This is a genomic window from Acinetobacter sp. YH12249, from assembly GCF_013417475.1.
Taxonomy (GTDB): Bacteria; Pseudomonadota; Gammaproteobacteria; order Pseudomonadales; family Moraxellaceae; genus Acinetobacter.
On the sequence record NZ_VPDX01000011.1, the window covers coordinates 58,428 to 85,292 of the forward strand.

The 26,865-nt window shown below is 42.0% G+C and carries 25 protein-coding genes and 1 pseudogene; 14 read left to right on the top strand and 12 right to left on the bottom strand.

Annotated elements, in window-relative coordinates; translation table 11 throughout:
- Positions 1-16: 16 nt before the first annotated feature.
- The gene (locus FTV25_RS08250; RefSeq protein ID WP_166135984.1) at positions 17-934 is read left to right on the top strand and encodes a hypothetical protein; all 918 of its coding nucleotides are present in this window, start codon (positions 17-19) and stop codon (positions 932-934) included.
- 226 nt (positions 935-1,160) lie between these two features.
- On the top strand, positions 1,161-2,726 hold the full coding sequence (ahpF, locus tag FTV25_RS08255; RefSeq protein ID WP_180002847.1) for an alkyl hydroperoxide reductase subunit F: 1,566 nt from the start codon (positions 1,161-1,163) through the stop codon (positions 2,724-2,726).
- 247 nt (positions 2,727-2,973) lie between these two features.
- Here ahpF and FTV25_RS08260 read toward each other — a convergent pair whose 3' ends face one another.
- From FTV25_RS08260 to FTV25_RS08270, 3 genes are all read right to left on the bottom strand, one after another.
- On the bottom strand, positions 2,974-3,228 hold the full coding sequence (locus FTV25_RS08260) for a YfhL family 4Fe-4S dicluster ferredoxin (RefSeq protein ID WP_159123203.1): 255 nt from the start codon (positions 3,226-3,228) through the stop codon (positions 2,974-2,976).
- Positions 3,229-3,231: 3 nt separating this feature from the next.
- Complete coding sequence (yegQ, locus tag FTV25_RS08265; protein ID WP_373683625.1) at positions 3,232-4,623, bottom strand: tRNA 5-hydroxyuridine modification protein YegQ; 1,392 nt, start codon at positions 4,621-4,623, stop codon at positions 3,232-3,234.
- Between the two features lie 151 nt (positions 4,624-4,774).
- The gene (locus tag FTV25_RS08270) at positions 4,775-5,185 is read right to left on the bottom strand and encodes a Cd(II)/Pb(II)-responsive transcriptional regulator (protein ID WP_180002851.1); all 411 of its coding nucleotides are present in this window, start codon (positions 5,183-5,185) and stop codon (positions 4,775-4,777) included.
- 85 nt (positions 5,186-5,270) lie between these two features.
- On the opposite strand from FTV25_RS08270, the gene FTV25_RS08275 reads away from it, so the two are divergent.
- From FTV25_RS08275 to FTV25_RS08285, 3 genes are all read left to right on the top strand, one after another.
- Positions 5,271-5,894 carry a cation transporter gene (locus FTV25_RS08275; protein WP_179993298.1) on the top strand — a complete coding sequence of 208 codons (624 nt, stop codon included), beginning with the start codon at positions 5,271-5,273 and terminating at the stop codon, positions 5,892-5,894.
- 189 nt (positions 5,895-6,083) lie between these two features.
- Complete coding sequence (locus FTV25_RS08280; protein ID WP_180002853.1) at positions 6,084-6,335, top strand: hypothetical protein; 252 nt, start codon at positions 6,084-6,086, stop codon at positions 6,333-6,335.
- 18 nt (positions 6,336-6,353) lie between these two features.
- Positions 6,354-6,536 (top strand): hypothetical protein, encoded by a 183-nt coding sequence (locus tag FTV25_RS08285; RefSeq protein WP_005236502.1) that lies wholly within the window; start codon positions 6,354-6,356, stop codon positions 6,534-6,536.
- A gap of 67 nt (positions 6,537-6,603) precedes the next feature.
- Here FTV25_RS08285 and FTV25_RS08290 read toward each other — a convergent pair whose 3' ends face one another.
- Complete coding sequence (locus FTV25_RS08290) at positions 6,604-9,018, bottom strand: membrane-bound PQQ-dependent dehydrogenase, glucose/quinate/shikimate family (protein ID WP_180002855.1); 2,415 nt, start codon at positions 9,016-9,018, stop codon at positions 6,604-6,606.
- A gap of 371 nt (positions 9,019-9,389) precedes the next feature.
- Complete coding sequence (locus tag FTV25_RS08295) at positions 9,390-10,169, bottom strand: ferredoxin--NADP reductase (protein ID WP_005236496.1); 780 nt, start codon at positions 10,167-10,169, stop codon at positions 9,390-9,392.
- Between the two features lie 105 nt (positions 10,170-10,274).
- Between FTV25_RS08295 and tsaA the strand changes: the two genes are divergently transcribed.
- Positions 10,275-10,985: a tRNA (N6-threonylcarbamoyladenosine(37)-N6)-methyltransferase TrmO gene (tsaA, locus tag FTV25_RS08300; protein ID WP_180002857.1), complete on the top strand. Its 711-nt coding sequence runs from the start codon at positions 10,275-10,277 to the stop codon at positions 10,983-10,985.
- Between the two features lie 102 nt (positions 10,986-11,087).
- Here tsaA and FTV25_RS08305 read toward each other — a convergent pair whose 3' ends face one another.
- Positions 11,088-12,128 (bottom strand): hypothetical protein, encoded by a 1,041-nt coding sequence (locus tag FTV25_RS08305; protein WP_180002859.1) that lies wholly within the window; start codon positions 12,126-12,128, stop codon positions 11,088-11,090.
- A gap of 129 nt (positions 12,129-12,257) precedes the next feature.
- A complete protein-coding gene (locus FTV25_RS08310) occupies positions 12,258-13,523 on the bottom strand; it encodes an MgtC/SapB family protein (RefSeq protein ID WP_180002861.1) in 1,266 nt (421 codons plus the stop codon).
- Positions 13,524-13,735: 212 nt separating this feature from the next.
- Between FTV25_RS08310 and FTV25_RS08315 the strand changes: the two genes are divergently transcribed.
- From FTV25_RS08315 to FTV25_RS08330, 4 genes are all read left to right on the top strand, one after another.
- Positions 13,736-15,493, top strand: coding sequence for a GspE/PulE family protein (locus FTV25_RS08315; protein ID WP_034703720.1), 1,758 nt, complete (start codon positions 13,736-13,738; stop codon positions 15,491-15,493).
- 95 nt (positions 15,494-15,588) lie between these two features.
- Positions 15,589-15,954, top strand: a complete 366-nt coding sequence (locus FTV25_RS08320) for a NirD/YgiW/YdeI family stress tolerance protein (protein WP_034170733.1) — start codon at positions 15,589-15,591, stop codon at positions 15,952-15,954.
- Between the two features lie 136 nt (positions 15,955-16,090).
- Complete coding sequence (locus tag FTV25_RS08325) at positions 16,091-16,762, top strand: response regulator transcription factor (protein ID WP_180002863.1); 672 nt, start codon at positions 16,091-16,093, stop codon at positions 16,760-16,762.
- Positions 16,759-18,084, top strand: a complete 1,326-nt coding sequence (locus tag FTV25_RS08330) for a HAMP domain-containing sensor histidine kinase (protein WP_180002865.1) — start codon at positions 16,759-16,761, stop codon at positions 18,082-18,084. Before FTV25_RS08325 ends, FTV25_RS08330 begins: the two co-directional genes overlap by 4 nt.
- Before the next feature lie 86 nt (positions 18,085-18,170).
- On the opposite strand, the gene hemP is transcribed toward FTV25_RS08330, so the two are convergent.
- Positions 18,171-18,341 (bottom strand): hemin uptake protein HemP, encoded by a 171-nt coding sequence (gene hemP, locus FTV25_RS08335; protein ID WP_004784247.1) that lies wholly within the window; start codon positions 18,339-18,341, stop codon positions 18,171-18,173.
- 138 nt (positions 18,342-18,479) lie between these two features.
- On the opposite strand from hemP, the gene FTV25_RS08340 reads away from it, so the two are divergent.
- Positions 18,480-19,379 (top strand): NUDIX domain-containing protein, encoded by a 900-nt coding sequence (locus FTV25_RS08340; protein WP_180002868.1) that lies wholly within the window; start codon positions 18,480-18,482, stop codon positions 19,377-19,379.
- 41 nt (positions 19,380-19,420) lie between these two features.
- Here FTV25_RS08340 and FTV25_RS08345 read toward each other — a convergent pair whose 3' ends face one another.
- On the bottom strand, positions 19,421-19,969 hold the full coding sequence (locus FTV25_RS08345; protein ID WP_125279080.1) for a tetratricopeptide repeat protein: 549 nt from the start codon (positions 19,967-19,969) through the stop codon (positions 19,421-19,423).
- Between the two features lie 14 nt (positions 19,970-19,983).
- Positions 19,984-22,374 (bottom strand): penicillin-binding protein 1B, encoded by a 2,391-nt coding sequence (gene mrcB / locus FTV25_RS08350; RefSeq protein ID WP_180002870.1) that lies wholly within the window; start codon positions 22,372-22,374, stop codon positions 19,984-19,986.
- A 191-nt stretch (positions 22,375-22,565) separates the two neighbouring features.
- Between mrcB and FTV25_RS08355 the strand changes: the two genes are divergently transcribed.
- Positions 22,566-23,504, top strand: coding sequence for an NAD(+) kinase (locus FTV25_RS08355; protein WP_125279078.1), 939 nt, complete (start codon positions 22,566-22,568; stop codon positions 23,502-23,504).
- A gap of 2 nt (positions 23,505-23,506) precedes the next feature.
- The gene (locus FTV25_RS08360) at positions 23,507-23,779 is read left to right on the top strand and encodes a YeaC family protein (RefSeq protein WP_004784238.1); all 273 of its coding nucleotides are present in this window, start codon (positions 23,507-23,509) and stop codon (positions 23,777-23,779) included.
- A 59-nt stretch (positions 23,780-23,838) separates the two neighbouring features.
- On the opposite strand, the gene FTV25_RS08365 is transcribed toward FTV25_RS08360, so the two are convergent.
- Entirely contained in the window at positions 23,839-24,840 is a 1,002-nt protein-coding gene (locus tag FTV25_RS08365; protein ID WP_166136025.1) for a glycosyl transferase family protein, read from the bottom strand.
- 414 nt (positions 24,841-25,254) lie between these two features.
- Between FTV25_RS08365 and FTV25_RS08370 the strand changes: the two genes are divergently transcribed.
- Positions 25,255-26,598, top strand: a complete 1,344-nt coding sequence (locus FTV25_RS08370; RefSeq protein WP_005236469.1) for a dicarboxylate/amino acid:cation symporter — start codon at positions 25,255-25,257, stop codon at positions 26,596-26,598.
- Between the two features lie 63 nt (positions 26,599-26,661).
- On the opposite strand, the pseudogene FTV25_RS08375 reads toward FTV25_RS08370, so the two are convergent.
- Positions 26,662-26,865: pseudogene (locus FTV25_RS08375) on the bottom strand (IS4 family transposase); the annotation flags it as partial.

The following is a 26,865-nucleotide window of genomic DNA, read 5'->3' on the forward strand; positions in this document are numbered from 1 at the left end:
AAAAAAGGAGTAGAGATTGCCGCCCTTAGATGAATATGCTGTAAATCCTCAGGAAATCAAGCAAGGGGTCGTCGCACTCAAAAAGCGTCAACGTAATTTGATGCTTTTGGGACTGACCACCTCTACGGTCTGTATTGCATCCGTGATAGGTCTATTCTTTCAGCAGGAAATGGTTTATGGCTTTTTTGGCCTGAGTACTCAGCTTCAACAGCTGCATTTACCAGTCAGTGTCGATGCTAATCTGGCCAGTATTGGGGATAGTCCGGATTATTTCTTTGCTCTATTAAGCTGGTTTGGCTGGCTGATTCTGAAAATCTTTGCCTCTTTTATTGGTGCATTTTTTCTGGTTGGATTGCTGAAGAAGTTTCGCTTCTTCTATGTGCGCTTTCAGTCTTTCATATTGAAGTTTGTAGGCTGGCTGATTTCCTTTATCGTGATCTGGTCAGGACTGACTTATTGGCAATATGACCTGAGAAATGACCGTGAAGACGCTTATCAGCAAGTGGTCTATTACGATAGTAATATCAATGATAGTGAAGTGGCTCGTTATCTGGTTGATTCCGATATTGCTTCACCGGTGAAATCTTATTTACTTGCCCAAACTGCACTCTTGCATAAGCCTGTGGATCTATCCGCAGCCAGACCTTATGTCGCACAAGTAGTTGAAGCAGAGCGGCAGGATAACAAGTTTGAACAATACGGATTTAAACCGGAACAGATCTGGACCATGCAGCAACAGGTCTATGGCAAAAGTCTAACGCCTGTGGCACAAAGTGTAGATCGTCAAGCCCAGCAAGCCGAACAAGTCAGCAAGATTACCAATGTCATCATTATTGGCATTGCCATCTTATTTGCCTTGCTTAGCTTAATCATATTTGTACTAGCTAATTCAATTAAGGGGCGTTCGCTACGTATTGAACAGCGAATCTTCTAAACTTAAAAATGCTCCTTTAAAAGGAGCATTTTTATTTTCCAATCTATATTCGGTTTCTTTGGGATAAAAGGCATAAATTCTAGCGATAATAAAAAATAAAATGAGGAGATGGTTTTTGATCTATAAAAACGATCATTAAGATAAAAACAAACTGTTTTACCTATTTTTGTTATTCACTTAATATAGCTTCATCGAATAAATATTTACTCCCTTGGAGACGTTAGCAATGTTAGATCAAAATACTTCAGCTCAATTAAAAACACTACTTGAACGTTTGGAGGGCCCGATTGAATTAGTGGCAACTCTGGATGGCTCTGACAAATCAGCCAAAATCAAAGAACTGGTTGAGGAAATCGCGCAACTTTCTGATTTAGTGACTGCCCGTTTTGACGGTACCAACAAACGTGCACCAAGCTTTGGTGTGGCAAAAGCCGGTGAACTGCCTCGTGTGTTCTTCGCAGGCTTGCCGATGGGCCATGAGTTTACTTCCCTGATTCTGGCATTGCTGCAAACTTCAGGCTATGCACCAAAAGTCTCTGCCGAAGTTCTGGAATCGATTAAAGGTTTGGGCATCAAATCTGACTTTGATGTATTTGTCTCACTCAGCTGTCATAACTGTCCGGATGTTGTTCAGGCATTGAACCTGATTGCTATCTATAACCCGGGTACAACAGCAACCATGATTGATGGGGCTTTCTTCCAGGACGAAGTGGAAGAACGTAAAATCATGGCCGTACCGATGGTCTTCCAGGACAATGAACATATCGGTCAGGGTCGTATGACGCTGGAAGAAATCATTGCCAAACTGGATACCAATGCCGCAGCCAAAGACGCGGAAAAACTGAATGCCAAAGATGCATTTGATATCCTAGTGATTGGTGGTGGACCTGCAGGGAATACTGCAGCGATCTATGCAGCACGTAAAGGCATCAAAACTGGCATCGTGGCTGAACGTATGGGCGGTCAGGTGATGGATACCATGGACATCGAAAACTATACGTCAGTGCAAAAAACTCAAGGTCCGAAATTTGCTGCGGAGATGGAAGCACACGTTCGTGAATACGGTGTTGATATCATGAACCTGCAACGTGTTTCTGACATCAAAGGTGCAGATAGTACAGCCAATGGTCTGGTAGAAGTGACTTTAGAAAATGGTGCGAAACTTGAATCTAAAACAGTCATTCTGTCTACCGGTGCACGCTGGAGAGAGATGAACGTTCCGGGTGAAGCAGAATACAAAACTCGTGGTGTAGCGTACTGCCCACACTGTGACGGTCCATTGTTCAAAGGTAAACGTGTAGCGGTAATTGGTGGTGGTAACTCCGGTGTAGAAGCTGCGATTGACCTTGCAGGTATTGTTGAGCATGTAACGCTGGTTGAGTTCGATACTAAACTTCGTGCGGATCAGGTATTGCAGGACAAACTGAACAGCTTGCCAAATACGACTGTGATCAAAAATGCACTTTCTACCGAAGTGATCGGTGATGGTTCACAAGTCACAGCGTTGAAATACAAAGACCGTGCAACTGATGAAGAGCACACAGTAGAACTTGCAGGGATCTTCGTTCAGATCGGCTTGTTACCAAACACTGATTTCTTGAAATCAACCAAAGTGGAATTAACTCCACGTGGCGAGATTGTGATTAACGAGCGCAATGAAACCAATGTCAAAGGTGTGTTTGCTGCAGGTGACTGTACCACTGTTCCTTACAAACAGATCATCATCGCGACTGGTGAAGGTGCCAAAGCATCATTATCTGCCTTTGATTACATCATTCGCTCTGGTCAGTAAAAAAAAGAGCACCTGGAATCCCCACATTCCAGGTGCTTAATCTCAAACACCTATTATTATTTTCGCTTTATAGGAACTCAGGATGCTAACACCCGGGTTCCTTTTTTTAGTTATTGTTAGATCAGCCAAAAGCGTCCCCAATCGCTTTTAGCTGTTCCTTTCCTCTGGACAGTTTTTGTTTTCAACCCTTATTTTTATCTTTCCCCAAGGTTGTTCTTAGATGAAGTCTTCAGACTTCATGCATCATTCAAGCTTTGAACAGATTCAAACCTTTAAATTTCTCCATTAACTGTTCTTGCGTTTCCCGATGCTCGGGATGCGGCACAATGCATTCAATCGGACAGACGGCAATACAGGTTTGATGATCATAGAAACCCACACACTCGGTACAACGATTGACATCAATTTCATAAAACTTCTCGCCCTCATAAATTGCTTCATTTGGGCATTCCGGTAAGCACATATCACAGTTGATACATTTATCGGTAATCAAGAGCGCCATTTTTTAACTCGCCTGATAAGCCAATGAAGAGGCTGAAATGTCTACAGATGATGATGGCAGATTACGGATCAGCAGGGCATACTGCATATCGACATCTGCTGGTATTGGAATTTCAACGATATGACCTGAACCTTTAGCATCTTCAATCAGATTGCCTTGACGGTCTTTGATCTCAGTTAAGGTAAAAGTGATGTTGCCTTTAGTGGTCATCAGCTCTAGTGAGTCACCAACGACAAAACGGTTTTTCACATCAATCTTGATATAGTCACCATTACGCTCTAATACTTCCCCACAGAACTGCTGATGATCGAAACTCGATGAACCATTTTCATAGTTTTGATATTCACTATGTACATGACGGCGTAGGAAGCCTTCGGTATAACCACGATTCGCCAGACCTTCTAATTGAGTCATCAATGAAGGGTCGAATGGCTTACCAGCAAGCGCATCATCAATGGCTTTACGGTAAATCTGCGCAGTACGCGCACAATAGAAATAAGATTTGGTCCGACCTTCAATTTTCAGGGAGTGTACGCCAATCTTGGTCAGGCGTTCCACATGCTGTACAGCACGCAGGTCTTTGGAATTCATAAAATAAGTGCCGTGCTCATCTTCTTCAGCAGCAAACATATCTTCGTCATTACGTTGCAATAACACGGGTTCATCAAACTGATGTTGTACTTGCATATGTGACTCATCAGCATCTTTTGAACAACGGCCGGAATCAATATTTTTAACCGGGATCACATCGCCCGTTTCATCTTCTTTAGCTTCAAGTACCTTGTATTCCCAGCGGCAAGCATTGGTACAGGCACCCTGATTGGCATCGCGTTTGTTCATATAGCCAGACAGCATGCAGCGGCCAGAGTAGGCCATGCACAACGCACCATGTACGAACACTTCGATTTCGATATCTGGAACTTGCTGTTTGATTTCTTCGATTTCTTCGATGGACAGTTCACGTGACAAAATTACGCGAGTAAGTCCCATATTCTTCCAGAACTTTACAGTTGCCCAGTTCACAGCATTGGCCTGTACAGACAGGTGAATGTCCATGTGCGGGAAATGCTCACGCACCAGCATGATCAGACCAGGATCGGACATGATCAGCGCATCTGGCTGCATTGCCACGACTGGTTCAAGGTCACGAATAAAATTTTTCAGTTTGGAGTTATGTGGCTGAATATTCACCACGACATAGAATTTTTTCCCAAGCTTATGCGCTTCTTTGATGCCAATAGCCAGATTGTCATGGTCAAATTCATTATTACGAACACGCAAGCTATAACGCGGCTGGCCGGCATAGACTGCATCTGCACCATAAGCAAAGGCATAGCGCATATTTTTCAGTGAGCCAGCAGGTGAGAGAAGTTCGGTAACGTGAGAAATGCTCATGATGAAATCGAAAGACATATAAAAAGTACGTCTTTATTCTAGTCATCTGAAATCAGGATTCAACCTAGTAAATAACTCGGAATTGGCATAATTTAACTCAATTTCAAGTTAAAAGATAAACAGTAAACGATTTAAAATATCCATAAATATTTCAGCTATTTTCAATAGATTCCAGTGTTTTTAAAATCTGGCAATGATTAATCGTGGTTGGGGTATTACAGCTTTCGCGAAGCGTCATTAACTGCTGTTTAAATAATTGTAATTCTTTAATTTTATTTGAAATATCTATAAGGTGCTGATCAATCATCTGGTTAACTTCACAGCAATCCTGTTCAGGATTCTGTTCCAGCTGAATCAGGTATTCAATTTCTTTTAAAGACATGCCTAAAGCACGACAGCGTTTGATAAAAATCAAGCGTTTTAAGGCCTCGTCGCCATAATAACGATACTGGTTACTTGCTCGAAAATTCGGCTGAATCAAACCTCTTTTCTCATAAAATCGAATGGTATCAGTGCTTAAATCAGTTTTCTTGGCTATATCAGAAATCAAATAATGTGACATAAATACCTCAGGCTTGACCTTGGAGTCACTCCATAGTTTCTAATGACTTTATCGCATTCAGGATAAAAAATCATCGGAGAATAATATGGCCTGTAGTTGTAGTCATGAACCTGCGCCGCCCAAACCTAATAGCAAATTTAGAACAGCTTTATGGATTGCATTATTGATTAACCTGACCTTATTTGGTGTGGAGCTGATCGGCGGTGCTTATGCACATTCATCAGCGTTATGGGCAGATGCGCTAGATTTTTTTGGAGATGCTGTTAATTATGGTATTTCTCTGGCGGTGATTGGTGCAAGTCTGTATTGGCGTGCAACAGTTGCTCTGATTAAAGGATTGACCATGGCAGTATTTGGTCTGGTCGTCATTGGCAAAGTAATTTATGCCTTTATGCAAGGTATTCCACCTGAAGCCATTACGATGGGGATCATCGGGGTATTGGCCTTAATCGCAAACGTTGTCACAGCCATAATTTTATATGCTTTCCGGGATGGCGATGCCAATATGAAATCAGTCTGGTTGTGCAGCCGTAATGATGCAATCGGCAATGTGGCCGTCATTTTTGCAGCAGTGGGAGTCTTTGGCACTGGCAGTCTATGGCCAGATGTTATTGTGGCATTCATTATGGCAAGTCTAGGCTTAAGCGCTGGATATCATGTGGTGAAACAGGCTCTAGCTGAACGAGTATTGAAGCATGAGTCAGTCTGATCCTTAATATTAAATTTAATTATGAAAAAGCTGCTGATCAGGCAGCTTTTTATTAGCCTTAAGTCTAAAAAATAGATGAAAAATAAAGCTTTACAAATGCGATAAATTTAGGAAGAATCATGCGCGAAATTTAGAAAAGATTCATATAACTAAACAATTTAAATTTTTTAGTGTTTTTGAGGGGGAGCAATGAGCTTCATAAAACTATTTTCACTTTCAACTATTGTACTGATGACTGGCTGTAGTTCTATGGTCGTCACTTATGACGCATCTGGTCAGGTGATTGGATCATGTAAAGCTACACGTGGTCTGCTTTCAACTGCTAGTGCTCATTGTAATGGATCAGGCAATGCAATTGGTGTGAACTACAATACGGTGGATGCTAAAACAGGTTTATTGCCAGTACCACCAAGTCAAAATCAGATTCATTTAGCACCATAAATCATAGAGGGGAATATCATGAAATTATCAGCACTTATTGCATTAGCAGCGACTATCGTACTAACTGGTTGTGCATCAACAGTGACTACATTTGACTCACATGGCCGTATGATCGGTTCATGCAAAGCAGAAAGCGGTTTTATTATCGGTGGTGGTGCAGGCTGTTCAGGTTCTGCAAATCAGGAAGGTCGCGATCGTTAATTTTTAATGACGATTGCAATAAAAAACCGAAGCCTAAGCTTCGGTTTTTTCCTTATTCATCAAAAAATTATTTTTGATCAGGTAAAGCAAAGGCAATAATATAGTCGCCAACATCTTTAGAATGGCTTGCACCACCTGCAGAAATCACAACATATTGTTTGCCAGTTTTTGGAGATTTATAAATCAGCGGTGCAGCAACAGCAGCAACAGGAAGCTCAGCTTTCCACACTTCTTTACCAGTTTTTGAATCCAGCGCACGTAGGTAATAATCCTGAGTACCTGCGAAGAACACCAGACCAGAAGCGGTTGAAGTAGGACCACCCAGTGTAGGCATACCTAAAGGAATTGGCATATGGGTTTTAACACCTAATGGACCCAATTCTTTGGCTGTACCCATTGGTACTTCCCAAACGACTTTTTTAGATTTTAAGTCGATGGCAGTCATGGTACCAAATGGTGGTTTGTTACAAGGAACACCCAGTTTAGACTGCATGATGTCAATTTTCACACCCGCATAAGGACCAGCCAATTGTGGACGTACGGTACCCATGAATCCTGGTACTTCGTCAGTTGAGATATGGTATTTGCTCATATCTTCTTTACGTACCAATGACATACGCAGTGGCATACGCATATCGTTGATGTACATCATGCCAGTGGACTCATCAATGGAGATACCACCCCAGTTGAAGCCACCAAGCAGACTAGGCCATTCGATATATGGTTTTTCACCTGGTGCAGTGTAAAGACCGTTATAGACAGAGTCCTTAAAGTCGATACGACAAGCCAGTTGGTCAAAGGTTGAGATGCCCCACATATCCTGTTCAGTCAATGTTGCATTACCAATTTGTGGCATGCCAACAGAGAATGGTTGGGTAGGAGAAAGTTTTTCACCTTCAGCACCATTGGTGTCGACTGGGCGTTCTTTAACTTTAGTCACTGGTTTACCAGTACGGCGGTCAAGAACGAAGATTTGACCCATTTTGGTAGTTTGAATCAACGCTGGAACTTTTTTGCCATGATCATCGGTCATGTCATAAAGAACAGGTTGTGACGGCAAGTCATAATCCCAAACATCATGGTGAACAGTTTGATAAGACCAAACAGTTTTACCAGTCAAAGCATTTACCGCAACAATTGCAGAACCAAATTTTTCTTTGGCTCCGTTACGGTCGCCGCCCCAGTAGTCAGGAGGACCATTACCTGTAGGCAAGTAAACCAGATTCAGGTCTTTGTCATAAGTCGGGATGGTCCACATGTTTGGTGTTTCTAAAGTAAAGCCTTTGCCATCTTTAGGTTCACCAACCAGTTCAGGATTACCGACATCCCAAGCCCAAGCCAATTTACCAGTACGAACGTCATAAGCACGGACAACACCAGAAGGCTCACCATGCACAATATCACGTACCCAACCGCCTAATACAGCGACATGACCCGCAATCAGTGGGGTCGAGGTTGGGTGATAACGTTTACTTTGTTCAGTTGGGCCCATGTCATGCAAGACATCGACTTGACCATTCACACCAAATTCTGGACATAAAGCACCAGTTTTGGCATTTAAGGCAATTAAACGGCCATCAACAGTAGAAGTCAGGATACGTTGTGGACAAGCTTTAATACCCGGTGCTTGTAAGTCTGCTGCAGTTAAAGATTTGTCTTTAGTTGCATCATAGTAACCAACACCACGGCAAGTGATATGCTCTGCAGTTTTTGCATGTGGATCATATTTCCAAAGTGCTTTACCACTGTCACCATCAATTGCTGAAATGATGTTAGTCGGTGTACATGAATATAAAGTACTACCAATTTGAATTGGTGTATTTTCATCGACACCGGCAGAAGTATCACGACCAGTGTGATAAGTCCAAGCCACTTTTAGATCTTTGACATTTTCAGGGGTAATGTCAGTGTACGGTGCAAAGCGGGTACCGTTACCATTACGACCGAAATATTCCCAGTTGTCTGGGTTTTCTGCATTCGGTTTAGCCAGTGCAGGGTCTTGTACGATATCAACAGGATTGAGGATTTTGCCGTGTGGGAAGAACGCAGCAATCAGGGCTGCGACACAGGCAAAGAAACCGGCAAAGCCAACAAGATTGGCAGCTTTGATTTTTGCAGCATTGAGTGCTGGCAGGCTTTTGCTTGCCCACATGCTGAGGACAAACAGAATAGTTGGAACCACCAGACGTGGGATATATTGCCAGAAGCTCAAACCTTGAACTTCAGCAATAGACCAGAGGAGGGTTGCAATAAAAGTAACAATAGAAAGCCAGAAACCAAAGGCTTTTTTCATCGCATATAAAATGGCGATTGCAACATAGGCAATCCCTGCAATGAGATAATAGCTTGTACCACCGAGGCTGAGTAATTTAGCGCCTTGAATGATCAAGTACAGCGCAACAAGTAAAGTCAGTACGACAACAAAATATCGATAGACTTTAGACCCTGTACGCTCGATAGAGGAGGGTTGTTCAGTGCTCATACCTTGCCTATAAAAAACGGCTTGGTTGCATAAACGGTGAAACAGGAGAATGGGATCAAAACAGATCGAATTAAAAGTTTACAGAGTTTATGTAACTAAGTCTTTAGCGAGGATAAATCCTCATGAGAAATCAATTACAGTTACATATTCTAACATTTAAGAAGATTTTTTGACTAAAAAATATAATGTGAGTATTGATATTTATCATTTATTTTACTGTTTTAAGTAATTAAATTTTTATAAATACGCTAATTATAAGAAATTTTAAGTAAAGAATAGCTTGGGTTAATTCTTTCAGATTAAGACTTACTGGATATAAAAAACGCATGCTTTAAGCATGCGTTTTAGGATTGCAAAAGAATTTTTGCAGATTATTTTTCTACGAATGCACGTTCAATCACGTAATCGCCCAGAACACCCATACGTGGAGATTCTTTCAGACCGTGTTGATCTAGCAGTGCAGCAACGTCGTCCAGGAATGCAGGAGAACCACAGAGCATTGCACGGTCAGTTTCAGGATTGAAACGGGGTAGTCCGATTTTCTCGAATAATTGACCAGATTCAATCGCAGTGGTTACACGACCTTGCGTATGGAACTCTTCACGAGTAACAGTTGGGTAATACACTAATTTTTCTTTAGCACCCAATTCACCAAAGAATTCGTGGTTTGGAATTTCGTTAAGAATCAAATCTTGATAAGCCAGTTCTGAAATGAAACGTGTACCGTGAACGACGATGATTTTTTCAAAACGTTCATAGGTTTCTGGATCACGGATTACAGAAAGGAAAGGTGCAAGACCAGTACCCGAAGAAAGAAGATACAAGTTTTTACCTGGGTTTAAGTCATCAAGAACCAGCGTGCCTGTAGGCTTTTTAGAAACCAAGATTTCGTCGCCAACTTTAACTTTTTGCAGAATAGAAGTAAGAGGGCCATCTGGAACTTTAATAGAGAAAAACTCTAGCTCTTCTTCATAGTTCGCACTTGCAATTGAATATGCACGCATTAAAGGCTTGCCATTGACTTCAAGACCGATCATCACAAACTGACCGTTTTTAAAACGTAATGCAGTGTCACGAGTCGTTTTAAAAGAGAATAAAGTGTCATTCCAATGGTGGACGTGAGTAATCTTTTCGACGTTAAAAGCAGCCATTAAAGGTCTCAATAAGTTATCAAATTAGAACAGGTTGCTATTCTAATCTAAATTCATTCTCTATAAACTGAATATATTTAATTGAGCTTATCAAAAAAAGTGATTATGACCGAACTCACTCTGCCGATTATTGGCTATATGCATTCTCCCTATAAAGAAAAGTTTGGCATCCCGCGTCAACCTAATTTGGTACAGGTTGAAAGCTATGTTGAAATGACCGGCCCATATAATGATTTACTCGCATTTGAAGGTATCGAAGAGTTTAGTCATCTCTGGTTAGTCTGGGAGTTTCATGATAATAAAAATCAGCAGAGCCAGCAATTTCGTCCGCAGGTTCGTCCACCCCGTTTAGGTGGTAACAAGAAAATAGGTGTATTTGCTACACGTAGTATGTACCGTCCTGCACCCATTGGTTTATCAGTCGTGAAATTAAATCGTGTCGAAAAAGTCGGTAAAAATGTCCGGGTTTATGTCACAGGAAGTGACCTGTTAGATGGAACGCCGATTATAGACATTAAACCCTATATTCAATATTCGGATGCAGTACCTGAAGCGCAAAGTGGCTACGCGCAAGATGAACCATCACGTAAGTCCGTGATGTGGAGTAAGGACGCTGAACAGCAAAAAAAATTATTATTAGAAAAAGGAACAATATCTGCTCAATTGCTAGAAGAACTTGAAGCTGTCTTGTCTCTCGATCCTAGACCGGCATATCAGGATGATGAGAACCGGGTTTATGGAATGAAGTTTGCGGACTTGGATGTGAAATTTAAAGTTACTTTAGCTGATATTGTAGTCGATCAGTTAATTTTTTGAATTTTTAAAATGAAATACTGATTTAAAAATAGGAACCTCAACTAAATTGGAGTCCCTATTTAATATGAATATAAAGCACTCGAAGTACTTTATATCACGTTATTATGAGTATTTTTTAATTTGCTTTCTTAATTCTTCAGATGCAATATTATTAAATAAAGTGCATGCATTCTCTTGTAAAGTTGCATACTCCTGTAGAGCTGGTTTGTCCTGAGCAGATGCTGAATTAACCAGTGCTTTAGATGCGGCTAAAATATTTTTAATATTATATTCTTCTCCAGCTGGATGATAATTAACTTCATAATATTTGCTCTTATATTCAGCTAGTCCCCATTGCTGATCTTCTCTAAGATCTAGATATGCTATAGCATCCTTGAAAGTATGTTTGGCATATTTACTATCTTTTGAAATATCAGCCCATTCAAGTTTCAAATAATCTTGTACATAATCTTCAAGTGAATATTTATATAGCTCAATATATTTTTGTGAGTTATCAATAGTTTGAAATTGAATACAAGTAGATCCGGTAGGGAATATTGAATTAGAAAGTACTCGATAAAAATCTTCCCCTTTTTCTCCCATAGGGTAGGTATCGAGTAAATTATATTTTAAATTGACATAATGCTCTGGACTGAGGACTTGAGCAATATTTTTACCACTAATATCAAAGACCTTGAATGTAAGTGTACTGCTTAATCCTGTGGAATTAATTGGAGAATATGGAACTTGCTTCCAGGTGGTTGCATTAGCCGTAATAGTCCCTTGCAATTTGCCATAGGTCGCATGTGTAGAACCGTGATCATATAATCCATTTTCAGTTAGATAGAAAGTTTCACTTTCATCCCAGCCTGTTGTTTCGTCTACTTTTATATAGATATTCCCTTGATCAAAGGTTAGCTGTTCAATTTCATAATTTAGATCCGAGTCGGAATATTCATCAATATAGAATGATGACCATTGTTGGAAGTCAGGTTTTGTAAGGGTAGTATTTCCAGTTCCAGTTCCAGTTCCAGTTCCAGTTCCAGTTCCAGTTCCAGTTCCAGTTCCAGTTCCAGGGTTTGAATCAGAAGAAGAGGAGCCCCCACCACAAGCACTTAGCATGAATGCACTAAAAATTGCGAGTGATAAATTCTTAAATTTCATAAAAATCCCTATAAAAAATCGTAGTAATAAAATTGTTTTTTAAAATAAAGCAGACTAATTATAGCGAATAAATATAAAAATTAAATTTGCAAAATATATAAAAATTAACTATTTAAATATACTTAACAATCAAAATACCATCCACCACAAAATACCAATCAACACCGCCATATGCAAAATCTGTACTGGCGCAAAGTATAGGGAAAATTTGAAACCACCTGTTACAGCAGCATTGACTGACTTGGCTACAGCATGTGCGCCCAGCCCCAAAAGCAGGGCATAGATCAGCCGGGTATTGGATGGATCTCCTTGAATGACCACGCTTGCCATTGCGGCATGAATTTCAAATAAGGATGCAAATAAAGTACCAGCAAGAAGACCAGCATTGCCCAGTAATATTTCCAGACCGTAAACTCCAGCCTGAATCAGGGTTAATGCAGCAGTGATAATCACAGCTTCTTTGAGACTAAACATTTTACTATCAGAAGATTCTGGAGACTCCTGATTTTTAGCAGGTTCAGCTTTATGTAATAATACAAATGCACATGCAGCCAGAATAAGCATAGCGACCAATGAAGGGAGGAGCAGAATTTTTAGCCAATCCCAGGAAACGCCTCCTACTACAATAAACAATAGAACTAATGTCGAAATGCATGACATCAGGGCAGCGCCAGCATTGGATTTTGCATCCATTTCACCTTTGCGCACCTGTATCCCCAGTTGAGCAATAGTTGCGGTACTGGAAACAAAACCTGAAGCAATTGAAGACAGCATCAAAGCATTTTTAGTTGAAAAGAAACGTTTAGCGATATGTGCCAAAGCTTGAACTACCAGTATTAGAGTTACTAATTTTAAAATCAGATAAGGGTTCAGCACTTCACCCCATAAAGGCCGGTCAGGGGTTAGCGGTAAACCAATCAGAATCAAGGCTAATAATAGTAATCCATCCCTAAATTCAGCCTCAGTAATCCACTGTCCGGCAATATTATGCATAGAGTGTTTGGCCATTAAAATTATCGTGATCAGAACTGCTAGTCCTGCAGCCAGAGGAATATTCCATAAACAAATCGCCCCAATAAAATAGGTCATGATAAAGGCCAATTCGGTGGTAATCCCCGGATCTTCTATCTGGTTTCTAATAGAAAAAATGACAATACCGCCAATAATGAGTGCACCAGCTAGGCCCATTGCCATTCCGAATAAAAAGCACAATGCGCCTAATAAAGCACAGATCGCAAAAGAGCGTAGCCCGGCAAAACTGGCCTGTTCTTCACGCTGTTTATGCCTTTCACGTTCCAGACCAATCAATAAGCCACATCCTAAGGCGGCGGTCAGGAGGGTAAGCAGCTCATGAAAGGAACTACTTTCATTTAAGGGAACTACGTTTAAATCCATACCCGGTCTCAGCGATTGAATAAGATATCCTGATTGAAATATAGGCGAAAAATTGACACATCGACAAGCAGAAAAAGGTTATGACCTAAAACCCATGTGATGTGTTTATCATTTATGAGAAACAATATTGCTTTTAAGTTTGGAAGTCGCGATGGAATGCGAAAAACAGGAAAAACTTGTTATAGTGGAGGCAGTTTTGGGGACCATCGATCATGAAATTTGATTTTGAAATTGATACAGGCTGGTGTTTGGATCAGCTTTTAAAAGACGGAAAAATAACTGAACGTGACCGGATGCGAGTTCAGACCACACATCGTCAACGTGAACAAATAAAATGGCATCCCTTGCAATGGATCGCGCACTTTAGTCTGGTTGATCAGTCCCATCCTCAAAGTACTTTGACACTCAACCGTTTATGTCAGTGGTTGGCAGAAAAAACTGGTTTAATGTTCTATATCATCGATCCGCTCAAAGCTGATGTGCAGGCCTTGACCAATGTCATGTCACAAGAATATGCATTGCGTAACCGTATTCTGGCAGTAGAAATTCAACCAGATAAAGTTCTGATCGCCACAGATCAGCCTTATAAAAATGAATGGGTATCTAATCTCGAACAGAATATTGCACCGAAAAAAATTGAACGAGTATTGCTTAATCCGGAACAGCTTCAGCGTTATATTGTTGAGTATTATCAGGTGAGTCGTGCAGTCAGTGGCTCGCAAAAATCATCTGCTTATGACAGGGAAAATAAAGGCGTAGAAGCCTTACTGCAACTAGGTGATTCACAGAATCCGGATGCCAATGACCAGCATATCGTGAAACTGGTAGACTGGGTGCTGCAATTTGCCTTTGAGCAGGGTGCCAGTGATATTCATATGGAACCGCGCAAAGACACCGGCAAGATCCGTTTCCGGATTGATGGAGTATTGCATACCATCTATAACATGCCAGCCAATACCTTGACCGCAGTTATTTCCCGAATCAAGATTCTGGGCCGGATGAATGTGGCAGAAAAACGTAAACCACAGGATGGTCGTTTAAAAACTCGGACTCCAAAAGGGCAGGAAACAGAACTGCGTTTATCGACCTTACCCACCGCATTTGGTGAAAAGCTGGTAATGCGTATATTTGACCCAGAAGTTCTGGTCAGAAGTTTTCAGCAGCTCGGTTTCGAAGGGCATCTGCTCAATGACTGGAATAATCTGACCAGCCATAGTCACGGTATTATTCTGGTCACCGGACCGACCGGTTCTGGTAAAACCACCACACTGTATTCCACTTTAAAGCAGCTTGCGACTGAGCAGGTGAATGTCTGCACGATTGAAGATCCGATCGAGATGCTGGAACCAAGCTTTAACCAGATGCAGGTCAATAACGGAATTGAACTGGGCTTTGCAGATGGTGTACGTGCACTGATGCGTCAGGATCCTGACATTATTATGGTCGGCGAGATTCGTGACCAAGATACGGCCAATATGGCGATTCAGGCAGCATTAACCGGTCACTTGGTACTTTCTACCTTGCATACCAATGATGCGCCGTCGAGTCTGACCCGTTTGCATGATCTGGGCGTACAACCATTTTTAACAGCAGCGACTATCCTGGGGGTTCTGGCCCAACGTCTGGTGCGTAAGCTATGCCCACACTGCAAGCAGGAGAGTTTTCTGGATGAGCAGGAATGGCAACATCTGGCAGTGGACTATCCTTTACCACGTCCGGAATTTGTTTTTAAAGCAGTCGGTTGTGAAGAGTGTCGCCATACCGGTTATAAAGGCCGAATCGGGATTTATGAGTTTATGCCGCTTAGCCTGACCACCAAGCAATTGATCGGAGCGGATGCTAACCTGAATCAGTTACGTCAGCAGGCAAAAAAAGAAGGGGTAGAACCTTTACGGATTGCCGGTGCTCGCAAGATTCTGGAAGGGGTCACCACGCTTGAAGAGGTTTTAAGAGTTGTGCCATTAAATTAATTCTAAAGATGAAGCGATCTTAAGATTCAATTCATCTTCGGCTGTTTTAATAGCATTATCGAAACAGGGCAAGACTTTAAAAAGAGGTAACTGCAATGAAAATGATGATGAATACTGTTTTAGCAGCAGCATTAATGGGTTCAATTGGGACTGTCGCAGTTGCGAGTAGTGAAACTGCGGTGAATCAGGCTGCATTTGCTAAAACGACTACAGTTAAGCAAGCATTGACCATGAAAGATGACAGCAAGGTTCAGCTGAAAGGTTATGTGGTAAAAGCTGTCGGTGATGAAAAATACCAGTTCCGCGATAATACTGGCACCATCACTGTCGAAATTGATGATGAACTTTGGCAAGGTAAACCAGTATCAGCTAAAACACCTGTGGTAATCATTGGTGAAGTGGACATTGACTATAAACCTGCGAAACGTGTTGAAATTGATGTCGACCAAGTTCAGTTCTAATTTCAGCAGGATTTCCTGAACTGAATCTGAAGACAGCAACAAAAAACCACATGCAAGTTACCAAAAAGCATGTGGTTTTTTTGAGTCTGGAACTTTTTCAAGGCATGATAGAAAGATAAAATAAGCGGAGCATAACATGCGTATTCTTTTGGCAGAGGATGATGAATCTCAGGCGGAAAGTATTCAAACTTGGCTGGAAATGGACGGTTATGTAATTGATCGGGTTGATCGTGGGGATCATGCCATTCTGGCGATTGAACAGCATCAGTATGACTGTATTTTGCTGGATCGTGGCCTGCCGAATGCAACTGGAGATGACATTCTTAAAAGCTTGCGCAATAAACAGAAAGATACGCCCGTTATATTTATCACCGCCAAGGACAGTATTCATGATCGGGTTGCAGGACTCGATCTGGGGGCCAATGATTATCTGGTAAAACCTTTCAGTCTGGAAGAACTTTCCGCTCGCGTGCGTGCCCAGCTCAGACAAAAACAGCAAATGCCAAATCATGTCCTGCAATGGCAGGATCTTAGTCTGGACACCCAAGCCAAGACTGTAATGAAGGCGGGGCAGAGCATTAATCTGACTGCAAAAGAATTCCAGATTTTATATAAGCTGATGCAAAAACCAGAACATATCATTACCCGAGAACAGCTGGAAGAATCACTCTATGCCTGGGGAGATGAAATCGAAAGCAATGCGATTGAAGTCTTTATTTATCAGCTACGTAAAAAAATTGGCAGTCAGATGATTAAAACCATTCGTGGCTTGGGCTACCGGATGCATAAACCCGAGGCCTCCATATGAAGGCACCCATTTCCCTGCAAAGCCGGCTGATTCAACATGCCATGTTCAGTTCCATACTGGCAGGATTTCTGGCGTGGCTGCTGTTATTGGGAATTTCCAGCTATCAGGCGATTGATTTGCATGATGACCTGATGGAGGAAATTTCAGAGTTACTTTTAGGAGATGTGAACCAGGCCAAAAATACGCAGGTTGATGAAATCAGTGAGCAGTTTGATATTCAATATGCCTTACTACTGAATCAGCAAGTACTGACAACTTCAATTGATGATGAACTGATTAATGAGATACCACTTGCACAGAAAAATGGATTTCACTTTGATTATGAAAATGGTCATTTTATTCGCATCCTGATTGCTGAAGATCAAGACTTGAAAGTGAAAGTGGTACAACCGCTTTCGGTACGCTTTGATGAGCTTTGGCAAACGACTTTAGGTTTCGCCGGGATTTTATTTATCCTATGGATATTACAGTGGCTGATTTTACGTTTTGCCATTAAGCGGCAATTAAGACCTTTAAATAAAATTTCCCGAGAAATCGGTTCTAAATCTGCACAGGATCTCACTCCGGTTCAAAGTCCTGATCCTGAGATTACTGAATTGCAACCGATTATCCGTCAGCTGAATGCCATGTTGAGCAGGCTGGAAAAGTCATTGGCTGCCGAGCAACGTTTTACTGCCGATGCTTCACATGAGTTGCGTTCCCCATTGTCTGCCATTCAAATGCGTTTACAGGTGCTGAAACGTAAATATCAGGAAGATGCTCAACTTAGGCAAGCGTTACAGATGATTCAGAATGACGTCAACCGTGGTACGCAGATTCTGGAAAACTTACTGCTATTGGCTCGGCTTGATCCAGAACATGCAGAGCAGTTGCCCAAACAGCAGGTGAATCTTAAAGTATTGGTTCAGGAGGTCTTACAAGCTTTACAACCTTTTGCTCAGGAAAAAGAGATCCACTGGAACTTAAAACTTGAAGATGCAGTGATTGAAGCAAATGCAGAGCTGATTTTTAGCTGTATCCGCAATCTGGTTGATAATGCCATTCGTTATACGCCGATGCAGGGACAGGTCGAAATCAGGACGATAGTTGAAGGTCAGAATCTACAACTTATGATTGAAAATTCGGGAGAGGGAATTCAGGAAGAAGTTGTTCAACGTTTAGGTGAGCGTTTTTACCGCGCCTTGGGCACGCGAACACAAGGTTCAGGTTTGGGATTGTCGATTTGTCAAAAGATTATGCAGTTACATACGGCCAAGATTGATTATGCGCCGTCAGTTTTGGGTGGGCTTAAAGTTTCATTAATTTTTCAATCTGAAGAATAAAGATATTAGATATAGCAATTAAAAAAAGCAGTATGCGCTGATTCATACTGCCTGTTCCCACGTTTATTATTTTTGGAGTATTTAAATTACTTAGTCAGGATGAGACGATTGTTACGAGTCAAACGTAGACGGTATTCTTCACCCGCATGCATGATCCGGATTTCTCGTCCTAGCGCAAATAAATTGTTCGAATGCAACATCGGTAGCGCATGCTGAGTATCATTATTGCGGGTAAATAGGCTAAATGGTGCGTTCATTCCGTCGACTCCGTGGTGTGTTTTGGATTGATTTAAATGATAATCATTATCGAATAGATCTGTCAACGAATAATTGCTGCATTTATAAAAAACTCTAATTTGCTTACAATCTGTAAAACTTCAATAGTTCAGAACATTATGTCTAAAACCACAATTCATGTCGCAATCGCTATTTTATTTCATCAAACTCAGGTTCTGGTCGGTTGGCGTGAAGCTAAACAGCATCAGGGCAATAAATATGAGTTTCCAGGCGGAAAAGTAGAACAGGGCGAATTGCCTATAGAGGCATGTCGACGTGAAGTGATTGAAGAAGTCGGAATTAACATCGAACAATGGCAGGCTTTTGATTTTATTTCGCATGAATATGAAGATGTCATCGTCAATCTGCATATTTTCCATGCTTCGGTTCAGCCAGAACAATTAGCTGGAATCAAGCAGCCTTGGCGCTGGTATAGCCGGGATGAACTCAGTGAACTAAATTTTCCTAAAGCCAATCAGGCCATGATTCAAAAGCTGCAATGGCCGAGAAAGATCAAAATTTCTGAAGACTTGAGTCACCTGAATAATCTGGAAACAGACCAGATGCTGTATTGGCGAGTAATGGCCAGCCCTGAACACATTAGCCAGTTACAGCAGATTCCAGTCGATCAGTTATCCAGATTGATCATTAATCAGGAACTTTGGTCACAATTGAATGAATTGCAGCAGCAAACCATTCGTACGCTTCACCTGAAACAGTCTCAATTGATGCAACTGCAAAAAGGGGAGTTAGCTGGTGGCTATCGTTATCTTGCAGCCTGTCACGATCTGGAAGCATTAAAACATGCAGAAAACATAGGCTGTGAAGCAGCTTTACTCAGCCCGGTACTGGCAACAGAAACACATCCTGATACCGCAGCTTTAGGCTGGGAAAAATTTAAACAGATGGCTGAACAGGTACAGATTCCTGTATTTGCCTTAGGCGGTATAAAAGCTGAAGATCTAGACCATGCTCAAAACCAGCATGCTTATGGGATTGCAGGGATCCGTTATGTTTAAGTCAGAAACTTATTATAAATAACCGGGCTCACGCCAGGGCCTTAAAATTTCTTTAAGGCCTGCTGAGCTTGCTGAATGGCTTTGGTGTTTTTTTGCAGTTGAGCTGCTTTCAGGCGCACCTGCCAGAGCTGCTTTTTCATTGCATTGGTCTGCGCATAGCTCAAACCACGTAAGGCGAAAGCATCTGCACGGGCCGGCTGGTTTTTACGGTTTGCGATCAAGCCAAGATACAGATAAGTTTCTGAAGCTTGGGGCGCCAAACGCTGAGCTTGTACTGCAGAAGTTTCAGCTTGATTATATTGTTGCTTGCTATAGGCCTGCTGAGTTTGCTGCATCAATTTTTTAAATGCAGGTAAGTTACGTCCATCATCAAACTTTTGTGCCTGAGGCTTTTGCTCAGGGATCACAATCTTCTGACGTTTAATCTCCGGTCGATCATAGGGCGTAATCACTACACCATCAGGTGTAGAGGATTTTGGTTTCTGCTGAACCGGAGGTTTAGTAGGAGCCGCAGGCTGTTCTGGCTCCGACATGCTTTGGCAGCCCACCAGACCGAGGATGAGCAGACCAGGAATCAATTTTCTTAACATAAACATAGACTCAATTATTGGCTATAACTTCCACTCGCGATAATACGGGTTTGTTTAGCAACTTCGCGTTCTATTTCTGTTTCACTTTCTTGTATATAACGACTGAGATCATCATCTTCCTCATCTTCTGGTGAAGGTTCTGAATCAATCGTATAAGGTTCAGTGGCGTAATGCGAGATGCCACAAGCAGTTGCCTGATTAGGCAAGGCATGACGTGAAATCGGAATATACATGGCACCATCACAGCCTTGGGCAGTCAGTTTACCTGTATAACGGTCCAGCCAGTGCCATTCAATTTCATTAGGCTGAGCCAGATTCACCGGCTTCTGATGCAGCTGTTTCATGACATTGGTCCAGACCGGAAGTGCACCTGAAGAACCGGTTAATCCAGTGACTTTGTTGTCATCCAGACCTAACCAGACCACTGTCATATAGTTGCCAGAATAACCTGCAAACCATGAATCACGGGTATCGTTTGTCGTACCCGATTTACCCGCCAGATTCAGGTTGCGTGGCAAACTGTTATAGGCAGAACGACCAGTACCACTCGACATGACCTGTTGTAAACCATAATTCAGAGCATAGGCTGATGCTGGATCAATCGTCGGCTGAACACTTAAGCTGTAACGTTCAAGCGAGCGGCCATTCGCATCGACTACAGAACGAATCGATTTCACCGGATATTTAAAGCCACCTGTTGCGAAGTTACCGTAAATATTCATCACTTCCATCGGTGACATATCTACTGCACCTAAATAAATAGATGGATAAGAAGGAATGTCAGAAGTCACACCGAATTTTTGCAGATGGTTAATAAAGGTCGACAGGCCAAATTCCTGTGCTAAACGTACCGCAGACAGGTTATAGGATTGTGACAGGGCAAGAGACATCGGTACTACACCATGTGCGCTACCACTATAGTTTTTCGGTGTCCAGGGTTTGCCATCACTTTGAATGGTGATCTGACTGTCTTCAATTGGACTGGCCCAGTGATAACGATTCGATTCTAGCGCTGTCAGATAAATCACCGGTTTGAGTAATGAACCCACCTGACGCTTGGCATCTAAAGCACGGTTAAAACCGGTAAAGTCCTGGGTAGAACCTACCGCTGCAACCAGTTCGCCATTTTCAGGGTGTGCGACCAGAACAGCGCCCTGCAAATCTTTTAGACGGCCTGGATTGGCTTTGCTTAAACGGGCTACACTTTCCTTAAAGCTGTCTTGAATTCGGGTTTGTGCCAATGGATCTAAGGTTGTGAAAATACGCAGACCCTGGTTGGTTAAATCAGTTTCCTGATATTCGGTACGCAACTGACGGCGAACGATGTCCAGAAAATCCGGGAAGCGAGCAGGGCCTAAAGTTGGTTTGGAAATGACGTTCAGCGGACGGGCAGTTTCTGTTTCATACTGATCTTGGGTCAGATTACCCATTACCAGCATATTATTTAGAACCACATCACGACGTTTTTTCGCAAGTTCAGGATTACGCCATGGGTTATACAGGCTTGGACCTTGTACCAGACCGACTAAAAAGGCCTGTTGAGAAATATTCAGTTCACGTAACGGCAAGCCAAAATAAAATTGTGAAGCCAGACCATAACCATTTACGGAATAGTTGCCATTTTGGCCCAGATTCACTTCATTTAAATAGGCTTCCAGAATCTCATCTTTGCCATAATGCAATTCAATCAGCATTGCCATAAAGGCTTCATTCACCTTACGTTTTAAGGTGCGTTCTGGTGTTAAGTAGAAATTCTTGACCAGCTGCTGGGTGAGGGTTGAACCACCTTGACGTTTACCACCAGTAATATTACTTACCACTGCACGTGCAATCCCGCGTGGAGATACACCATGGTGATTGTAGAAATTACGGTCTTCAGTGGCAATTAATGCGTCAATTAACGGTTTAGGCACTTTATTGAGCTTAATCAGCACACGGTCTTCATTATGCTGCGGGTAAATACCGCCAATCAATAAAGGTTCCAGACGGGCAATCCCGCTAGAAGAGGGTTTGGTCGCACTTACTTCAGCAATCTGATCGCCATCAAAGCTGACTTTCAATACCTGTTCAGGTTCAACGCGATCGCCAAAATCAAAGCCACGGGTATGCACATACATGGTATTGCCAGTGCTGACAAAGCTGCCCGATTTGGTATAGCTGTCCGAACCTTTATAACCCAGTAATTTTAATTCTTGTTGGAAATCCTGCTGGCTGACCGGGGCATTTACATACACTTCCATCGGGCGTGCGAAAACCTTGGCCGGAATATCCCAGCGTTGACCTTCAAATTTTTCACGCACAATATTATCTAATTTAATCAAATAGATACTAAATGCTACAAATGCAGAAATGACTAGAATGGAGAAGATTAAGGCAATGAACCCCATACCTCGTTCAGATTTCATAAATGACGATAAGACCCTGTGAAATTGTGCTAATCATGCGAAGCTTTTCATTATTTTGCAATATTTAATCAATTATTGAGATTAAAATTAAAATTAAACTTCACATTTTCTCCTTAATTTCAATCTATTTCAATTCAATCCTGCACAGCTTTGTCATGTTATAAATTGTCATCCTATTCAAGCTTAATGTTATGATAAGCAGGATTCGAAGCGGAGCGACGACACTGGTGCAAATTTCCCACAAGACATTTCGAAATATCGGGTTGATTGGACGCCCGGATAAATCTTCAGTGGTTGAAACCTTATGCCTGATCCACGATCATCTGCTCAATTTAGGTCTACATCCTGTTTTTGATGCAGATACAGCTGAACTGGTTCCTTATCAGAATACCCAAACAGTTAGCCGCGCCTTGTTGGGTGAAGTGGTTGATCTAGTCATTGTGGTAGGTGGGGATGGTTCACTGTTACATGCAGCGCGGGCATTGGTAAAATACAATACGCCAGTGATCGGGGTGAACCGTGGTCGTTTGGGCTTCCTGACAGATATCAAGCCAACTGAAGTCATCTTTAAACTGGATCAGGTATTAAAAGGTGATTTTCAGGCAGAACGCCGTTTCTTGCTGGAAATGGAAGTTCGCTCCAAAGGTGAAATCATCTATGATGCGATTGCCCTGAATGATGTGGTCTTGCACTCCGGTAAATCGGTACACATGATTGATTTCGAGCTGAATATTGATGGACAATATGTCTATCGCCAGCATAGTGATGGTCTGATTGTATCTACACCGACCGGTTCAACAGCCTATGCGCTTTCCGGTGGTGGGCCGATTGTGCATCCAAGTATGGATGCAATTGTGCTGGTGCCGATGCATCCGCATACCTTGTCTTCACGTCCGATTGTGGTCGGAGGGCATAGTGAAATTAAACTGATGATTCGTGAAAATCGCGTACTGCCGATGGTGAGTGCGGATGGACAACACAGTGTGTCTTTGAATGTTGGCGATAGCGTCCATATTCGTAAGCATCCCTTTAAACTGAATCTTCTGCATCCGCCAGGTTATGACTTCTATAATGCATGTCGAACCAAACTGGGCTGGAATCAGGACTTCGACTATCTTAAGCAGGATTAAATATGAATATTGAACAAATGCTTGCCGTACTCAATCCTGAGATTGTAGAACGCTTAAGAACAGCCATTGAAATTGGCAAGTGGCCAAATGGTGTAGCACTGACTCAGGAGCAGCGTCAGACCTGTATGCAGGCTGTCTATGCCTGGGAAATGAAAAACCTGCCAGAAACCGAACGTAGCGGTTATATCGATCGTGGCACTAAAGAAGAAGGCGAACAATGTGATGATGATCATCACAAAAATGAGCCGGAATTTAAACCGATCCGTTTCGTTTAATCGAAACCGAAAAAAAGACCACAGATGTGGTCTTTTTTAATGTCTGTTTTTTGGTTTGATCAAACTGAAAGACGGCTATTCCAGAGTTCTCTGGCTTTTTGCATCGCCGCTTCATAGCTGTCATATTCGCCCATGGTATACAGTGCAATGCCCATAGTTTCAACCACTGCGATTTCCCCATATTCATGTGAGCGTTGACCTTCCCATACTTGCTTAAACACAGCTAGATCCAGCTCTTCTTCAATCGGACTACGGTTGTCAGTCAGTTTTGGTAATTCGTGCTCATAAAGTTCGCCATTCTTAATTCCACAGATTAAAGTTTTGGCATCCGGGTTACGTTCGAACTCACCACCTTCACCTTTAATGACTGCACTATTTTGATAGCCTAACTTGTAAGCGGACTGCTGATGTGAACTACGATAAGCAGGGTGGAAAATGGCTTGTAAAGTCGCTTTGGCATTAAATGGATTAATCAGGCGTGCCAGCGTATGAATCGGAGAGCGTAAGCCCATGACATTACGTAGCCCGATCAACTCAGCCAGAATTGGAGAGATCACCTCCAATGGCAGGTAAGCAAAATGTTTGTCTTTAAGCTGCTGTTCCACCTCAACATCATTTTGGCAGATCGGATAGCCTAAGTAGTTAAGTACCTGTTCGGTATAGACCCGATTCAAGGTATGACCTGAAGCACCATGCATCACGATATTATAGCCATGCTTAGCAAGGGTAAGCGCAGCCAGAATGAACCAAGGATAATGTTTGCGTTTACCTGCATAAGATGACCAGTCCAGATCAACATCAAGCGCCTTAAAATTCAGTTGGTCCCGGGTCGCTTGCACAAAGCCTGCGAGTTCATCAACGGATTCTTCTTTGACGCGTAATAGCATCAGAAAAGCGCCCAGTTGTACGTCCAGTACTTCATTTTTCAGGATCATGCTAAAAGCCTGATAGGCTTCTTCATAGCTTAAAGAACGTGCACCATTTTTTCCCTTGCCAATAATACGAATAAACTGGGCAAAAGGATGTTCGGCATCTTTATAAATATTTCGCTTTGTGGTCATGGGCATAGATCAATCATGTTCATCAAGTATTGGCATATTTTACGCTGATATTGGTATTTCACCTTCTTATTTTGCAGAATTATTAGAGTTTTATAAGACTATAGTCTAAGAGGTATTGTTTAGTATTTAGGCAAATTTAACATTTCGGGTTAAACAAAAGTCTAAAAAGCGGTTAAAATTTCACGCAATTCTTGTGTTTGCTTTATCTCCTGATCAATGCACTGACTTTTCTTAAAGATCGGTGTTCCTGTGATTGTTAAATGTACATACACATTCTAATTTCAGTATCAGATTAATTTTTTGATACATAGGCACTTTTTTGTTTCAGACAATGAAGTATTGGACGCTTGTTTTTTAAAAATAAGTGAAAACTGAATATTGCTTCTGGTTAGAAGTATATCGTGAAGTAAGGTTATGGCTAAAAAACCAATTTATAAGTCGCTTTATTTTCAAGTGATTGTAGCCATTATTGCGGGTATCCTCGTCGGACATTTCTCGCCAAGTGGTACACAAATCATTAATGGTGCAGAACAATATGTTCCAGGTCTGGGCGAACAACTGAAGCCGCTAGGTGATGCATTTATCCGTTTAATTAAAATGATCATCGCACCTGTGATTTTCTGTACCGTGGTTAGCGGTATCGCAGGTATGGAGAGCATGAAATCAGTCGGTAAAACTGGTGGTGTCGCGCTACTTTACTTCGAAATCGTATCAACAATGGCGCTGATCATTGGTCTTCTGGTGATTAATATTGCCAAGCCAGGCGTTGGGATGAATGTTGATCCGGCATCGCTGGACACGGCCGGGATTTCTAAATATGTAGAGTCGGGTGCTTCTCAGTCTACCGTTGATTTCTTTATGAATATCATTCCAAATACGGTGGTTGGTGCATTTGCTGAAGGTGAAATCCTGCAAGTCCTTTTATTTGCGATCCTGTTCGGTTTTGCATTACACAAACTGGGTGCACAAGGTAAGCCAGTTCTTAAACTGGTAGATCAGATTTCACATGTGTTCTTTAACATCGTGAACATGATCATGAAACTTGCACCTATTGGTGCGTTCGGTGCGATGGCTTTCACGATCGGTAAATATGGGATCGGTTCTCTGGCGCAATTGGCCCAGTTGATCATCTGTTTCTATATCACCTGTTTGCTGTTTATCTTTATTGTGCTGGGTTCAATTGCACGCTTTACCGGCTTTAGCATTGTCAAGATGATTCGCCTGATTCGTGAAGAGCTGTTGATTGTACTCGGTACTTCATCGTCTGAATCTGTATTGCCACGTATGCTGAAAAAACTGGAGCTGGCAGGTGCTGAAAAGTCAGTGGTGGGTCTGGTCATTCCAACAGGTTATTCGTTTAACCTGGATGGTACTTCGATTTACCTGACAATGGCGGCAATCTTCATTGCACAGGCGACCAATACGCAACTTGATTTGTCTCACCAGATTACCTTGCTTCTCGTATTGCTCATTTCTTCTAAAGGTGCAGCGGGTGTAACTGGTTCAGGCTTTATCGTGATGGCAGCAACCTTAGCGGCTGTAGGTAATATTCCGGTTGCAGGTCTGGCCTTGATTCTCGGTATTGATCGCTTCATGTCTGAAGCCCGTGCCTTGACCAATCTGGTCGGTAACTCTTTGGCAACTCTGGTTGTAGCAAAATGGGTCGGTCAGTTAGATATGGACAAGCTGAACTATGCATTAGCAAATCCGGCTGAAATTGATGAAAAAATGGCGCAAGAAGGCAACAATGCTCATTAAGTTTGAGTTTGTCTTATAGGTCATAAAAAAGGAAGCTTCGGCTCACTGCTGTCCCACAATTTTTCACAAGAGGAAGCTCATTTGAGCTTCCTCTTGTTTTATGGGTATTTTATCGGGTGAAAATAAAGCTTTTAAAGTTCTTCTTTCAAACAAATTCACTTGAATTATTCTGAGTAAACGTTGAACTGTCCAACCTGTTTTTCCTAAATGTTGAGCGAAACTCACCAATAAATAGGCGATCATCGCAATCCAGATTTGTGTCTGAAT

What these genes read in the sequence shown, in the direction of transcription:
- FTV25_RS08355 (WP_125279078.1), top strand. Translation starts at nt 22,566, where the DNA reads ATGATAAGCAGGATTCGAAGCGGAGCGACGACACTGGTGCAAATTTCC.
- FTV25_RS08275 (WP_179993298.1), top strand. Translation starts at nt 5,271, where the DNA reads ATGGCCTGTAGTTGTAGTCATGAACCTGCGCCGCCCAAACCTAATAGC.
- FTV25_RS08325 (WP_180002863.1), top strand. Translation starts at nt 16,091, where the DNA reads ATGCGTATTCTTTTGGCAGAGGATGATGAATCTCAGGCGGAAAGTATT.
- mrcB (WP_180002870.1), bottom strand. Translation starts at nt 22,374, where the DNA reads ATGAAATCTGAACGAGGTATGGGGTTCATTGCCTTAATCTTCTCCATT.
- FTV25_RS08320 (WP_034170733.1), top strand. Translation starts at nt 15,589, where the DNA reads ATGAAAATGATGATGAATACTGTTTTAGCAGCAGCATTAATGGGTTCA.
- FTV25_RS08305 (WP_180002859.1), bottom strand. Translation starts at nt 12,128, where the DNA reads ATGAAATTTAAGAATTTATCACTCGCAATTTTTAGTGCATTCATGCTA.
- FTV25_RS08260 (WP_159123203.1), bottom strand. Translation starts at nt 3,228, where the DNA reads ATGGCGCTCTTGATTACCGATAAATGTATCAACTGTGATATGTGCTTA.
- FTV25_RS08360 (WP_004784238.1), top strand. Translation starts at nt 23,507, where the DNA reads ATGAATATTGAACAAATGCTTGCCGTACTCAATCCTGAGATTGTAGAA.
- FTV25_RS08345 (WP_125279080.1), bottom strand. Translation starts at nt 19,969, where the DNA reads ATGTTAAGAAAATTGATTCCTGGTCTGCTCATCCTCGGTCTGGTGGGC.
- yegQ (WP_373683625.1), bottom strand. Translation starts at nt 4,623, where the DNA reads ATGAGCATTTCTCACGTTACCGAACTTCTCTCACCTGCTGGCTCACTG.
- FTV25_RS08285 (WP_005236502.1), top strand. Translation starts at nt 6,354, where the DNA reads ATGAAATTATCAGCACTTATTGCATTAGCAGCGACTATCGTACTAACT.
- FTV25_RS08370 (WP_005236469.1), top strand. Translation starts at nt 25,255, where the DNA reads ATGGCTAAAAAACCAATTTATAAGTCGCTTTATTTTCAAGTGATTGTA.
- tsaA (WP_180002857.1), top strand. Translation starts at nt 10,275, where the DNA reads ATGACCGAACTCACTCTGCCGATTATTGGCTATATGCATTCTCCCTAT.
- ahpF (WP_180002847.1), top strand. Translation starts at nt 1,161, where the DNA reads ATGTTAGATCAAAATACTTCAGCTCAATTAAAAACACTACTTGAACGT.
- FTV25_RS08330 (WP_180002865.1), top strand. Translation starts at nt 16,759, where the DNA reads ATGAAGGCACCCATTTCCCTGCAAAGCCGGCTGATTCAACATGCCATG.
- FTV25_RS08270 (WP_180002851.1), bottom strand. Translation starts at nt 5,185, where the DNA reads ATGTCACATTATTTGATTTCTGATATAGCCAAGAAAACTGATTTAAGC.
- FTV25_RS08365 (WP_166136025.1), bottom strand. Translation starts at nt 24,840, where the DNA reads ATGACCACAAAGCGAAATATTTATAAAGATGCCGAACATCCTTTTGCC.
- FTV25_RS08315 (WP_034703720.1), top strand. Translation starts at nt 13,736, where the DNA reads ATGAAATTTGATTTTGAAATTGATACAGGCTGGTGTTTGGATCAGCTT.
- FTV25_RS08290 (WP_180002855.1), bottom strand. Translation starts at nt 9,018, where the DNA reads ATGAGCACTGAACAACCCTCCTCTATCGAGCGTACAGGGTCTAAAGTC.
- hemP (WP_004784247.1), bottom strand. Translation starts at nt 18,341, where the DNA reads ATGAACGCACCATTTAGCCTATTTACCCGCAATAATGATACTCAGCAT.
- FTV25_RS08340 (WP_180002868.1), top strand. Translation starts at nt 18,480, where the DNA reads ATGTCTAAAACCACAATTCATGTCGCAATCGCTATTTTATTTCATCAA.
- FTV25_RS08310 (WP_180002861.1), bottom strand. Translation starts at nt 13,523, where the DNA reads ATGGATTTAAACGTAGTTCCCTTAAATGAAAGTAGTTCCTTTCATGAG.
- FTV25_RS08295 (WP_005236496.1), bottom strand. Translation starts at nt 10,169, where the DNA reads ATGGCTGCTTTTAACGTCGAAAAGATTACTCACGTCCACCATTGGAAT.
- FTV25_RS08280 (WP_180002853.1), top strand. Translation starts at nt 6,084, where the DNA reads ATGAGCTTCATAAAACTATTTTCACTTTCAACTATTGTACTGATGACT.